Genomic DNA, 13,594 nt, shown 5'->3' with positions numbered 1-13,594 from the left:
ACGCTGCTGGAGTGACTCGGAGACGGACCGGGGAAAGATAGTCGGTTCGGGTCGACCGGCGACGCGTGCCCGAGCCGGCCGCCGGCGCGTAGCTTTCCTGCCTGTGACCACCTCCGCGCCCCGCAGCTTCGGCCTCCCCTCGGCCACCGCCGTGCTGATCTCCAATATGGTCGGCACCGGCGTGTTCACCTCGCTGGGATTCCAGGTGATGGACCTCTCCAGCGGCTTCGCGCTGCTGGCGCTCTGGGTGATCGGCGGCCTGCTCGCGCTGAGCGGCGCACTCTGCTACGCCGAGCTCGGCGCGATGTACCCGCGCAGCGGCGGCGAGTACGTGTACCTCACCGAAGCCTGGAGCCCGCGGCTGGGCTTCATCGGCGGCTTCGTCTCGATGACCGCCGGCTTCGCCGCGCCGATCGCCATCGCCGCCATCGCCTTCGGACGCTACGCGGCGCAGGTGGTCCCGGTCGCGCCGATGCTGGCCACGGTCAGCGTGCTGGCGGTCGTCGCACTGGTGCAGTGGACCGGCGTCTCGCTGGCCCGCAAGTTCCAGGTCGCGACCACCGGCAGCACACTGCTCATCATCGTCGCCTTCATCGTCGCCGGGCTGGCCATCGGTCCGCGCGAGCCGATCTCCTTCGCGCCAGACGCCGAGTCCCTGCGCCAGATGGCGACGGCGCCCTTCGCCATCTCGCTCATCTACGTGGTGTACGCCTACACCGGCTGGAACGCCATCGGCTACGTGGCCGGCGAAGTCACCGAACCGCAGCGCACGATTCCACGCGCCGTGGTCGGCGCGGTGCTCCTGGTAGCCCTGCTCTACCTGCTGTTGCATTGGGTGTTCCTGCGCACGGTGCCGCTCGACGCGCTGCGCGGCACGGTCGAGGTCGGTGCGCTCTCGGGTCAGCGCATCCTCGGCGACACGGGCGGCCGCTTGATGAGCGCCTTGATTGCGTTGGTGCTGGTGGCGACGATCAGCGGCTTCTTGCTGGCCGGCTCGCGCGTGACGCAGGCCGTCGGCGCGGGCTCGGCGCGCCTGGCCTGGCTCGGCGCGCGCAGCGGTGACGGCGTGCCGCGCCGCGCGGTGGCGCTGCAGCTCGGGCTCATCGCGCTGCTGATCGCCACGGCCAGCTTCGAGGCGGTGCTGGCCTACGCCGGCATCGTGCTCAACCTGATGAACCTGCTCGCCGTCGCCGGCCTGATGAAGCTGCGCCGCAGCCTCCCCGACCTCGCACGCCCGTTCCGCACGCCGCTGTATCCGCTCACGCCCGTGGTGTTCGCGGCGCTGAGCAGTTGGATGACGCTGTTCGTGATCTGGCAGCGCCCCAGCGTCATCCTCGCGGCCGTCGGCACCTTGCTCGTTGGCGGCGCGCTGCACGGCTGGGTGGAACGCAGCACGCGGTGAGCGCGGGGCGGCGGCTCAGCCGTCGCGCCCGCCCACGAACACCCAGCCGGCCCAGTGTACGGGGTTCTTGAACTCCTCGCGCCCGAGCACGTCGCCCTGCGCCTGACGCAGCGCCACCGGCGCGGCGTAGCCGTCGAGGTAGTAGATGTAGAAGCGTTCCATCAAGAAGGCCGTGCTCTCGTCCGGCACCTTCCAGAGGCTCATCAGCATCCCCCGCGTGCCGGCCGCGAGCAGCGACGCCTGCAAGCCGAGCACACCCTGCCCCGTGACTTCGGCGCCGCGGCCCGTCTCACAGGCGGAGAGCACCACGAGCTTGAGCCGGCGCAGGTCGAGCCCGAGGATCTGCTCGGCCGTGAGGTTCCCTGCCGCGTTCACGTTGGCGCCTGCGAGTGCGAGCCCACTCTCGGCCAGCGGATTGCGTGAGGCGGGCGCGGCGTTCAGACCCGCCGGCGCCACGCCCACCACGCCACGGCTGTTGTACACCGCCTCGCTTTCGCCAAAGAAGAAGCCGTGCGTGGCGAGGTGCGCCACGCGCGCACCCACCAAGGCCTGCGTCACCGCGCTCGGCGTGGCCGTCGCACCCGCCACGCGCCGCGTCGGCACCTTCGCGCTGTCGGCGATGGATGCAATGGCGCGCACCTCGGTCCCCGTGCCAGGCAACGGCGTCCAGCGCGTGCTCGGGCGCTGCGCGGCGCGCGGGCCCGCCTCAAAGTCCACGTCGCCCACCAGCACGAGGTCGCCGCCGTCTGCTAGCGTCGGCGCCGCCAACAACGACACCAGCGCCCGCGCCGACGGCACCTGTGCCGCCTGCGCGTCCTTGATCCGGTCGTTGTACGCGGCGAGCGTCGCCCACGGCACACGCGAGAGCTGCGCGTCGGGGCTGATCCACACGAAGGCGAGCTTCTCCGGCAGCGCCCGCGCGATCGGATCGATCGTCGCGCTCACCAAGGCCCAGAACTCGTCGATGGCAAAGCGATCGCCGGTCACGGCCGTGCGCCAGGCCGCCACGCGCTGCTCGATGCGCGCCGCCGGACCGAGGTCAACCTTGATTGGAGCACGGCGCGCGACTGTGATGATGGCGTCGTAGCGCGCCTGCGTGCCGGCCCCGGAGCGGAATACATCCACGAACGCCGTACCCAGTGGCAACTGCGCGCTCAGCGCGGCGCTGCCCCGCCAAGCATCCGGCGCCTCCGGCACGAGCTCGGCAAGCCTGCGCTCGAGGCGTTCCTTCTCGTTCGTGAGCCGCTCGAGATGCTGCCGGTACGCCGCCGGTTCCATCGACGATACGTTTTGCACGAGTGACGCTAGCTCGCCGCGCACGACCGACACGCGCTGCACGTCTTGCCGCGCGCGCGGATCGTCGGCCAGCCGCGCCACCGCCGCTTGCCGGTCGATGCCGCGCAGCAGCAGGCCCTTCCAGCCGGCCAAGCGGTCGTAGGCCGCGGGCACGAGATCCGGCGAGGCGTGCGCGCTCATCAACAGGAAGGCCGTCGCGTACGGAAGCGTCGTCTCAAGGAATGCCTGCTGCTCGGCCACCGAGAGCGTCGGCAGGATCTCGCGCGCGTAGCGGTCCACGAGCGTCGCCGACTCCAGCACGTAGCGTCCGCCCTCATCGAACTTGCGCTGCGTGAGCATCACGTCCGCCAGGTCGAAGCGCCGCGCGAAGCCCTGTGGATGCCCAGGCCCGAGCGTGCGGTCGTTGAGCGCGACCACCTGCCGCAGCAGGCGTTCGGCCTCCGGATAGTCCTTTCGCGCCGACGCGACGCTGGCGAGCATCGTCATCGCCACGGCGTACTCCGGCGACTCCACGCCGAAAGTGTTCGCCGCCGTCTCCATCCCGCGCCGCACGAGTCGCTCGGCGCCGGCGTAGTCCTCCAGCGCGATGAGGTCCCGCGCCAGCGCAAACTGCACCGTCGCCACGATGATGTGGCTCGGTCCAAACTGTGGCTCCAGCGTGCGCAGCGCGCCCTCGCGCAGCCGACGTGCCCCGGCGCGGTCGCCGCGCGATTCAAGCTCGGTCGCGCGCAGCACGTCGCGCAGCGCAGCCTCCGGGCTTCCAGCGCCGGCCGTCGCGGCCCCTTCGACGCGATCGGCCCGCGCGACCAGAGCCCGCTCTTGCTGCTGATCGCCGAGGTCGCCCATCAGGCCGGCGAGCGACCGCAGGAAAGGCGCGAGGCCGGCGGCGTCGCGGCCGAGCGCGCCTTCGGCGGTCGCCAGCGCACGTTCGAGCTGCGCGCGCGCCTCGGGCATCCGGCGTTCGGCGCGCAGGAGATCGCCGAGCCGGCGCTGGAGCTCTGCCACCGGCTCCGATGCGGCGCCGTCCGTGCGCGTGCGGATCGCCAAGGCGCGTTCGAGCGTGGTACGGGCCGCAGCGAACTCGCGCAGGTCGCCTTGCGCCACGCCGAGGCGCAGCAGCGCTTGCGCCGTCTCTCGCGTGTCGGGGCCGTAGGCCGATTCCGCGGCCGCTGCGGCCCGCGCCGCCGCATCGCGCGTGGCGCGTGGGTCGATCGACATCGCCGTTGCGCCTGTGCGCATCACTTCGAGGTCCGCGGCGATGCGGCGCACCCGCTGGTCATCCGCGCCGAACTCGCGCTGCAGCACGGCGAGGGCGCGCTCTCCCACGGCGACGGCACGCTGCGGCCCAACGGCCATCAGCACCTGCGAGTCTCCCGACCTGCCGATCGCGTCGAAAAGCTGCACGAGCCCGAGCAGTGCCTGCAGCGTCGGCTCGGCGTCCGGTCCGTCCGCCGCCTCGGAGAGCTTCATCGCGCGGTCATAGTCGTTCCAGGCATTCACGAGCGCGCCGGACTGTGCGGCGCGACGCGCCCGGTCGCGCAGGGAGGTCGCGAGCTGGCGCTGCGTCGTCTTCGTCAGCGCGTCGCCCGCCGGGAGCTCGCGCTCACGCACCGCCAGCGCACGCTCGCTGGCTACCAGCGCATCGTCCTGCCGCCCGGCCATCGAGCGCAGCACGCCCAGGTTGTGCCACTCCTGCGCCGTCGCCAAGGATTGTGGGCCGGCGACCGAGTCCATCAACGGGGCGAGGCGCTCCTGGTATGCCAGCGCCGCCGCCGTGTTGCGTTGGCGGAAGTGCAGGATCGACAGCCCGCGCAGTGCCTGCTCTATGGAACGTGCGTTCGGTGCGGGCGCGGCTTCGAGCCGCTGCAGTGCGCGCTCATACTGGGCGACCAACCCGACCGTATCACCCGCGACGCGGCGGGCGTCGGCAGCGGCGACCTCGGGATCCAGTGCATTCTGCGCCGACGTGGGCGCGGGGACGATGCTGAGCAGCAGCGCGGCGACGAGTGCGCGCGGGTCGACCAATCGGGACATAGCGTGGGCTGAGGAGTTTGGGATTCTACCCTCATCGCCGCGTGCTGGCTACGCGGGTTCCGCGTACATTTTCGCGATGGTCCAATCGCTCCTTCTCGGCGGACTCGGGTTCTGCGCGCTCGGCTTGATTCTGTTCCTCGCTCCGCCCGCTTTCTGGCAGGCACTGACGTCGCCCGGCAGCAAGCTACGCGAGCAGACCTCGGTTGCCGCAGCCGTGCTGTTCACGGGTTTGACAGTCGCGGGCATCGGAGTAGTGATGTGGAGCACAGGAGAGGTGCTCAGCGGGCGCGCATCGATGCATTGGGTCGCCGTGGATGCAGAAATTTTGAACACTTCCCTCACGCAAGGCGTCGAAGCGCGCACCGGCCGGAAGCAATGGCGTCCGAGGGTCCACTATCGTTACACCTGGGAAGGAGCGGCGTACGAGGGCCGGCGACTGTCGTTCGGCCTCAACACGTTCCCCGACGCGAGTGCGGGCGCCGAAACCCTGCAAGCACGCTACGCTCCGGGGAGCCGCCACCCGGTGTACGTGGACCCAGCGGACCCCGCCAACTCGGTACTCGTGCCGGGGATGGACGTGCTCGTGCTCTTCCTCGGCGGCATCGGACTGCTCTTTGCTATGGTCGGGCTGCTCCAGCTGCGGGGACTAGCCCGCGCGTGGGTCCCGGAGGCGGCGTAGACGTCGCACGAGTGCCTCGGCGCCGACCATCACCGCGCCGACCAGCACACCCACCAACGCGTCGAGCAACAACTTCACGAAGGCCCCGCCGAGCCCGCCACCGCCGTCGGTCACGTGATCCAGCAGGCCTGCAATCACCGGCAGCCCGTGCGCCACGATGCTCCCGCCCACGAGGAACATCGCACCGGTGCCCACCACCGAGAGCGTCCGCATCAGCCACGGCGCCATCCGCAGGATCGCCGCACCGAAGGCGCGGCTCGACGCCGCCACGCCGTGCCTGCCCTCTGCGCGCAGCAGCTGCGTGCCGAGGTCGTCGAGCTTGACGATGCCCGCCACGAGGCCGTAGACGAGCACGGTGATGCCGACGCCAATCAGGCTCAGGGCCACCACCTGCTGTCCGAGCGGCGCGTTGGCCATCGTCCCTAGCGCGATGACGACGATCTCCGCCGAGAGGATGAAGTCCGTGCGGATGGCGCCGCGGATGCGCGTGCGCTCGAGCGCGACGAGGTCCACCTCGGGGTGCGCCAGCGCCGCCACGCGCTCCAGCCGCCGCGCCTGCTCCTCGGCGTCGCGCCGATGCAGCAGCTTGTGCGCCACCTTCTCGAAGCCTTCGTAGCAGAGGTACACGCCACCGATCATCAGCAGCGGCACGATCAGCCGCGGCGCGAAGGCGCTGATCAGCAGCGCCGCCGGCACCAGGATCGCCTTGTTGACCAGCGACCCCTTGGCCACCGCCCACACCACCGGCAGCTCGCGGTCCGGCTTGAATCCCGTCACCTGCTCGGCGTTCAGCGCGAGGTCATCCCCGACCACGCCCGACGTCTTCTTGACCGCGACCTTGCTCAGGACGGCGACGTCGTCGAGCAACGTGGTGATGTCGTCCAGCAGGGCGAGCAGCGTCGAGGCCATAGGCTGAAAGCAACGCCCGGCTGGACGCGGGGCAAGGGGTGATGCACTTTCCCGCGACTCTTACCAGGACTCATCCCGTGCTGCTCGTCACCACGCCCGCCATCGAAGGCCGCCCCGTCAAGAAGACCCTTGGCATCGTCACCGGCGAAGCCATCCTCGGCGCCAACATCTTCCGCGACTTCCTCGCCGGGGTGCGTGACATCGTCGGCGGACGCTCCGGCGCCTATGAGGAGGAGCTGCGCAAGGCTCGCGACGTCGCGCTCCAGGAGATGGCCGAGGAAGCCGCAGCGATGGGGGGCAACGCCGTCGTCGGCGTGGACCTCGACTACGAGAACATCACCGTCGGCAAGTCGGGCGGGATGCTGATGGTCTGCGCCTCCGGCACCGCCGTGGTGCTCTAGCGTCTCAGGGCGGCGGTAGCGCCTGCTCCAGGCGGCTGCCGTCGGGCAAGAGCGCGCGCACGCGCAGCGGCAGGCGCAGCGCTCCGGGCGGCAGTTCCACCTCAAAGCGGTCACCCATCCAGCGCACGCGCCGGCCGTTCACGAACACCAGCGCATCGGGCGCCAGCTCCGGCGCGCGCCCGACCAGCGTGATGCGCTGTTCCACCGCCGTCACGGTGATCATCGGGCAGGATGCGCCGCAGGTGGTCCGCCACGGCGTCGTGTCCCGGATGGCCGCGGCATCGGCCAGCGCGGCCGGCTCGGCTCGCGCGCCGAGCACGAGGTCGCGGCCGGACTGATAGACCATCACCGGCGTGTCCATCCGCTCGAGCACGCGGGTGGCCAACGCCGACGCCAGCACCACCCGCGCGGCGCGCCGCTCGTCACCCAAGGCGCGCAGGAACTCGACGCCCAGTGCCGTCTGCTGCCGGCCGCGCAGGTCCGACACCATCACCGGCGCGCCCGGCACGCCAAACGCCGTGAGGTCACGGGCGGCACGCAGCGCCTCGCGCGGCGCCGTCAGCTTGGGGCGCATCGCGTGGATGAACCCCGCCGCATCCGCGGCGTCGAGCACCACCACCTGCGTTCGGCTGCGCAGCTTGGCCAGCCAGCCGCCGAGCTCGTTGGGCCGCAGCGTACCGCCATCTGCGAGGTGCAGGGCTGAGGCGCTACCGGCGCCCCGGAAGTACAGGAACAGTTGGTCGTCGGCGCGAATGTCCCGCGCGATGGTGCTCAAGAGAGCGTGGACGGCAGTCGCCGTGGCCCCCGCCCCGCTGAGCGCGTGCGTACGGACAGCATACACAGCGCCTGCGACCGCGCGCAGCGAGTCTCGCAGCGCGACCGCCGACTGCAGCGCGCCGGGCTGCCGCTCCAGCGGCGGCGCGTAGTCCTCGATCGCGATGGAGACGATGTGCAGCACCGGGCGCGCGTCGATCGCGCGCGCGCCCGGCGCAGCCCGCGTCGCCGGCGCGCAGGCGAGGGCAAGCGCGACCACGACACTCCACGTGCGGCGCAGGCCGCGGACCGCGCTCACTGCAACCGACGCGCCAACGGCGACCAGTCAAAGACGGACAGGGACAGATACAGCTCCGGGCGCCCGTACGAATCCGTCTGGCGCAGCTCCGAGGGATCCGCGAGCAACGTGCCAACTGGCGTACCGTTGAGCACGCGACGGCGAGTCCACATTCCACCGACGCCGAGGCGCAGCGTGTTCCAGCTATAGCCGACGCCCACGCCGAAGCCGGGATTCCGCACCGCCGTCACCGCGAACTCAGGGAACCAGATGGCCGTCCCGTTCTCCTCGCGCCGGTCCAACACGCCATAGGTGAAGCCCAACATCCCTGCGGCGCCGAAGCGCGCATCCACCGCGCCCGTTTCGACGACCTCGTACCCGCCGCCCACCGCCGACGTCCCGTAGATCGGGAACAGCGCCTGCGGCGACACCGCCCCGCCGATGCTCAGCGCCGTCCCCAGCATCACGCGGCGCTGCACCGTCACCGTCCAGCTGGCCGAGCCGAGGTCCGCCACACGGAGCAATTCGCTTTCGCTGCGCGGCGTCACTGTCACGGTGATCGTACTGCCGCTGGTCAGGCCAGGCGTCGCGCTGCCGACGTCGCGCACGGAGCACGCGCCCGCCACCACGCCAGCCAACCGCTCCAGGCGGTACGCGGTGCCCACCAGCGACTCAAACTCCGCCAGCGCGTCGTGCGCCCGCGCCTCCACCACCAACGCGGTGTCGTACGCGCTGCGCCACGCGAGCTGCCCCGGGTACGCCGGGCCGCCGATGGCATCGCTCAGCTCGGCCTGCGCGCGCGCCGCCGAAAACACGCCCGCCAGCAGCTCCTGCGCCGTGCGTAGCCGCACCGGGGCATCATCGCCGCAGGCCACGGGCTGTGGGAGCAGCGCCTGCAACTCCTCCGCCGCCGTCTCCGGCCGCTCACCGAGGCGCATCTGCTCCAGCGCATACAGCGTCGTCGTCAGGTACTGCTGCAGCCCGGCACGCCCGTATACGGCGCGGTCCACCCGCCCGAGTGCATTGCGTACCCCGAGCGTGGTCTCCTCCAGCAACCGTCGGTCGGCATCGGCCATCGCGGCTTCCGCCTCGGCGGCGTCCTCGCCCCCGCGCCCGCCGAGCGCGGAGGCCACCGTGCGCAGCTCGGGCATAAACGGCGCCGAGCGCAGCACCAACGACCGCACGGCGTCGAGGTCCGGCGCCGGCTGCACCTCCGCCTTGGTGCCGAAGCGATACAGCGCCGTGTTCGTCCCCACCACGCGCACCTGCACGGACACGCCGCGGGGCACGCGCACGGTGGGGTTCGCCCCCACCTCGCTCGTGTCCGCGCGCGTTCCGTCGATGTAGATGAACCGCGCGTTGCCGCTGCGGTGCTCGATCTCTACGATCCCCCGCCGCTCCTGCGCCGCGAGCGGCGAAGCCGCCGCGGCGAGGAGGACGAGTCCTGCAACTACTTCACGCATACTCAGTTTCGGCCAGCACCGACGGCGATAACGGCTCCGTTGTTCACGATGGTCAGGAGGTTCCAGCCGCCGCGATTCCAGCGGTACACCGTCCCCTGTTGCGCCTGCTGCTCCAGATCCGGCTGGCCCTGTGCGCGGGTGACCGCGTCGTATCGGTCGCCGACGGTCACGCCGCCGAGCGCTCCGCCGGCGCGGCTTTCGACGATGAACATCTTCGAACGGCCTTCTTCGTCGAGCAGTACGGTCAGGCCGCGGGCCGGATACCGCCACACCGTGCCCGCCGCGTCCTGGCCGCCGTCCGGCTCGCCCAGCGCTGCCACGAGGCGCGAGCGCGCGGCACCGAGCTCCGCGCCGTTGATGCTCGGCATCGGCGCCGTGCGCGCCGCGGGCGCGGCGCTGCCGGCGTTACCACCACCCGCGTTGCCACCGGCATTGCCGCCGCCAGTGCCGCCGAGTGTCTGCGCCTCGCGCGACCAGTTCGACCCGCGATCACGCTGCAGGTAGCGGCTGGCGTAGCGCGCGGCCGACGCGTTGTCACCCGTGGCCGCCGCGATGCGCGCGTTGTTGAACAGGATCTGCGGCGACGGATTGTTGCCCGCCGCCTGCTCCGCACGCTGGAAGGCGTCCTTGGCCTCGGCGTTGCGGTTGGCGAGGAACAAGACGATGCCGAGGTTGTTGAGCACCGCCGGGTCACGCGGCGCCTTCGATGCCGCGAGGTTCGCCTTCTCGATGGCCCCGTTGATGTCGCCGTCGTAGGCCTCGATCACCGCCAGGTTCGCCAGCGTGTACGGATGCGCGTCGCGGTGGAACAGCGCCGTGAACGCCTCGCGGGCAGGCGCTCGGGCCGCCCGACCCTGGTTCGGGTTCGAACCGCGGATCGAGCCCATAAAGCGGGCGTCGTAGGCCGGCAGCATCGGGCGCACGCGCAGCTCGCTCGGGTCCGCACCGGCCAGCCACTGCTGCGCCAGCACCACCGCGCGTGCGTGCCGCGCCGCCGCCAGGTTCGGGAAGGCCGCCAACACGCGGTCCAGCATCGCCAGCGCCGTGTCCGGCAGTTCCTCGGCCTGGATCAGCGCGATCGCGTCGTCGTAGTCGCGCTGCAGCAGCTTCAGCTCGCCACGCGCAATCTCCAGCATCGCCACGCGCTCGGCCGAGCGCGGGTGACCTCCGGTCCAGGTGATGCGGTTGCGCCACGCCGGGCTGTTGCGCTCGTCGCGGTCCATCGAGTCAAAGAGGTCGATCGCGTCCTGCACTTCGTAGCCCACACGCAGGATGTAGATTGCACCGGCGCGGTCCGCCTCCAGCTCCTGGTTCCGCTCAAAGCGCGTCGCCGCCATCAGCACCGAGTCACGCACCGCCTCGCTGAACTTCGAGGCCATTCGCAACCGTCGCTGCATCTCCTGCCGACGATTGATCGTCTGGCCGAGGTTCTCGGTGTGACCGAGCTCAAGGTGCCCGAATTCGTGGCCGATCACCGCCGCCAGGCATCCCATATAGATGCGCCGCTTACGCGTCGCGTCGTTACCCGATCGCGGGCCGGCGTACTGGTCGCAGTACAGCGCGAGGCCGACGTTGATCAGCATCCCGCCGCCTGGGATCGCCGAGGCGTTCAACGAGGAGTCCATCACGATCTCCCACTTCAGCGGGTGCGCGCTGTAACCCACCGTGCGCTGGATCGTGTTGATCAGCCCGCCGATATCCGCCCGACGCTGCGGGTCGGTGTCGCGCCCAAAGCGCTGCACGCGATCGCGGATCACCTGGTCTGCGATGCTCCGCAGCTCCTCGACCGTGTACATATTGTCGGCCGCACGGAGCGCTTGGGCGCCGAGGACCGGTGCGACCACGCCGGCCACCAGCAGCGCGGCGAGACTTCGAGCGATGAGCGAACGGAGCGAGTGCATTGGATTGGATGGTGTGAGGTGAGACAGTGGATGGAAATTCAACGGTCAATAGTACGGATAACAACGCGATCCAGCGACCAGCTCAGCGGCGCCTGGGTCACGGTGCCTCGGGTCCGGGTACCCGTGCCCCCAAGCAGATCCGACAGTGGACCGGAGCCGGCTCCGCGCGTCGCGCTCCGCACGCCGGACCACTCGAAGGCCCAGGGCTCGATGATCTCGTCCGAAGCCAGCAGCAGGAACGAGTCGACGCCAAACGGCGCCCCGATTCCAAACTGACTCTGCGGGCCCAGCGGGATGTTCGTCGGCCAGCGCCCGTCGGGTCCGCGGTCGAAGGGCACGCGGTTCTCGACGTTCGCCCCCTGCGGGTAGACCAATCCGGCGTTGCCGTGCGAGTCGATCGCGAACACATAGATGCGGCGGCGCTCGATGCGGTTCGTCACCGCCGCTGAATCGGCGACCAGTTCCACTTCATAGGTCTCGCCCGCACGGAACTCGCCCTCGGTACGCAGCGCGTTGTCCGAGAGGCGCCGGAATGCCAGGCGGTACGGGAAGCTCGCGCCCCCCGGCGGCGCCTCGAGCAGGAACCACGAGCGCACCCGCGCCAGCGTGAAGGCCTTGTCCGTCAGCTCACGCAAACCGCTCGCGTCGCCGTCACCGAGCTCGGTCCAGTCGGTGCGCAGCGGCAGCGGCGAGGTCTGCGCCAACGCCTGCGACGCCGTCGGTTGCACGAGCGCGTACTGAATGCCCGCACCGCCGATGCGGCCGACCAGCGCGTAGGTCGCCGTCGCCAGCTCCGTGCCCAGCACCACCGAGCTCCCGCTCGGGAACGCGGCGCGTAGTTGCGACGCCACTGCTGCCGTCGGAGGGAGGTTCAGGAAGAATCGCGCCGCCGGCGCATCGCCCTTGGCGCGCAGCAAGCGCTCACGCAGCACCGCGGCCGTGGGACGCCGCGGCAGCGCGATGGCCGCACCGCCGCTCTGACGCAGCTCCCAGCCCGCACCCGTCCATTGCATCACGAAGAACGGCAGTGAGTCGGCAGGGAGCTGCGCCAGGTCGTCCAGCCATTCGATGCCGTCCTCGCCCCGCAGTTCGCTGATCGAATCCGCCACCGCTTCGAGCGTCGCGCGGTCGGGCCCGCTTGGCGGCACATACAGCGTAATTCCCGCGCTGGGCGCCGACACCCAACGCTCCAGCACGAACAAGTCACCGACCTGCACGCGGTTCGCCGAGCCGGTGGTCACGCGGCCGCGCGTCCGGCTGATGCCGAGCACGCTGTCCACCGTGACGCGGATGCTCGAGTCGGCGCCCGTGGAGAGCTTGCGCAGCACCGCACCCGGCCGGATGCCCAACGCCGGCCCGCCCTGCAACTCTACGCCGCCCGACGAGACGCGCAGCACCGCGACCGAGGTGCTGCCGTCGCCCGCTGACGCGCCGCCGAAGACCGGGCGCTGCTGGCGCTGCATCGTCGCGTCGAGCACCGGCTCCTGCGGCACGCCGTCCATCTGCATCCGTGCGCGCAGGCGGCGGAACACGTTCACCGCCGACTCGCCGGGCGGCACGGTGTTGAGCGTCTCGATCAACGACACCGTGAAGATGCCGCGCGGATTGCCCGTCGCGTCCGGTCGCTCCAACGCGCTCTGATAGTCCTGCGCCGCCGAGATCACCAGCGCACCGCGGCGATCGGGTGACTCGTCGCGTGCCATCCCGGGGTCGGCGGCATCGCGCTCGTCGATTGCCGCCCAGCGCTCGACTGCCTGCGAGAGACCGCCGCGCGTGATCGAACCGGAATGGCAGCTGTCGAAGATCAGGATCAGCTCCACGCCCTTGTCGAGGAAGGGATTGAAGAGCCGTCCGAGTTCCTTGTCGCGGATGTCGTAGGCGCCGATGTTGGCATCGGCCGTCACGATCGTCTGGTCCAGCCGGCTCGGGCTCGGCGACAGCGTGTTGCGCCGCTGCGAGCCGTGCCCTGCATAGAAGAACACCACCACGTCGCCCGGCTGCGACTGCGCCAACGTCTCGTTCACGGCCGCGATGATCGCGTCACGCGTCGCCTCGCCGTCCGTCATCAACCGCGCGTTGGCGGCCGGAAACCCGAAGCGTCCGACCAAGAGGTCGCGCATCGCCGTCGCGTCGTTCAGCGCGCCGTTGAGGTTCGTGATGCGTCGCGTCGTCGCGGTGGCAGCGAGCTGCGATCCAGCCGGGGCGCTCACGGCGTCGTAGCGGTTGATGCCGACAAGCACGGCGCGTTTGGTCTGCGCCTCGGCGACGGTAGATGACGTGATGACGGCGAAGCTGGCGAGCCAGAGGCAGCGGGCGATCGGGCGATGCATTGCGTCGGGAACGAGGTGGGGAGTGGCGTGCAGTCGTTGAGGTCGCGGCCTGCTACACCGCGTGTTCCGCTTCGATTCCACGGTTCCGCACTCGAGCGTGCCCTCGTGATTCACGTCACCGAGATCGC

General features: G+C 70.8%; 9 protein-coding genes. 3 read left to right on the top strand and 6 right to left on the bottom strand.

All coding sequences use genetic code 11. From position 1 onward, the window contains the following. Positions 1 to 103: 103 nt before the first annotated feature. Complete coding sequence (locus KF689_02690; protein MBX3132282.1) at positions 104 to 1,402, top strand: amino acid permease; 1,299 nt, start codon at positions 104 to 106, stop codon at positions 1,400 to 1,402. A 15-nt stretch (positions 1,403 to 1,417) separates the two neighbouring features. Here KF689_02690 and KF689_02685 read toward each other — a convergent pair whose 3' ends face one another. Further along, positions 1,418 to 4,732: a CHAT domain-containing protein gene (locus KF689_02685; protein MBX3132281.1), complete on the bottom strand. Its 3,315-nt coding sequence runs from the start codon at positions 4,730 to 4,732 to the stop codon at positions 1,418 to 1,420. Positions 4,733 to 4,808: 76 nt separating this feature from the next. Between KF689_02685 and KF689_02680 the strand changes: the two genes are divergently transcribed. Further along, complete coding sequence (locus KF689_02680; protein MBX3132280.1) at positions 4,809 to 5,411, top strand: DUF3592 domain-containing protein; 603 nt, start codon at positions 4,809 to 4,811, stop codon at positions 5,409 to 5,411. Here the strand turns inward: KF689_02680 and KF689_02675 are convergent. After that, positions 5,379 to 6,320: a DUF808 domain-containing protein gene (locus KF689_02675; GenBank protein ID MBX3132279.1), complete on the bottom strand. Its 942-nt coding sequence runs from the start codon at positions 6,318 to 6,320 to the stop codon at positions 5,379 to 5,381. The genes KF689_02680 and KF689_02675 overlap by 33 nt on opposite strands. Positions 6,321 to 6,361: 41 nt before the next feature. Here KF689_02675 and KF689_02670 point away from each other — a divergent pair, with 41 nt between their 5' ends. Continuing rightward, on the top strand, positions 6,362 to 6,721 hold the full coding sequence (locus tag KF689_02670) for a heavy metal-binding domain-containing protein (protein ID MBX3132278.1): 360 nt from the start codon (positions 6,362 to 6,364) through the stop codon (positions 6,719 to 6,721). A 4-nt stretch (positions 6,722 to 6,725) separates the two neighbouring features. Here KF689_02670 and KF689_02665 read toward each other — a convergent pair whose 3' ends face one another. From KF689_02665 to KF689_02650, 4 genes are read right to left on the bottom strand one after another with little or no spacing between them, the layout of a single operon-like run. Then, on the bottom strand, positions 6,726 to 7,793 hold the full coding sequence (locus tag KF689_02665; GenBank protein MBX3132277.1) for a hypothetical protein: 1,068 nt from the start codon (positions 7,791 to 7,793) through the stop codon (positions 6,726 to 6,728). Then, positions 7,790 to 9,235, bottom strand: a complete 1,446-nt coding sequence (locus KF689_02660; protein ID MBX3132276.1) for a hypothetical protein — start codon at positions 9,233 to 9,235, stop codon at positions 7,790 to 7,792. Before KF689_02660 ends, KF689_02665 begins: the two co-directional genes overlap by 4 nt. Positions 9,236 to 9,237: 2 nt before the next feature. Beyond that, positions 9,238 to 11,136, bottom strand: a complete 1,899-nt coding sequence (locus tag KF689_02655; protein MBX3132275.1) for a M48 family metalloprotease — start codon at positions 11,134 to 11,136, stop codon at positions 9,238 to 9,240. A 38-nt stretch (positions 11,137 to 11,174) separates the two neighbouring features. Beyond that, positions 11,175 to 13,466, bottom strand: a complete 2,292-nt coding sequence (locus tag KF689_02650; GenBank protein MBX3132274.1) for a caspase family protein — start codon at positions 13,464 to 13,466, stop codon at positions 11,175 to 11,177. Positions 13,467 to 13,594 lie beyond the last annotated feature (128 nt).

The organism is Gemmatimonadaceae bacterium (assembly GCA_019637355.1).
GTDB lineage: Bacteria > Gemmatimonadota > Gemmatimonadetes > Gemmatimonadales > Gemmatimonadaceae > Pseudogemmatithrix.
Note: the sequence above shows the minus strand (reverse complement) of the source record. Positions and strands in the feature narration are given on the sequence as shown.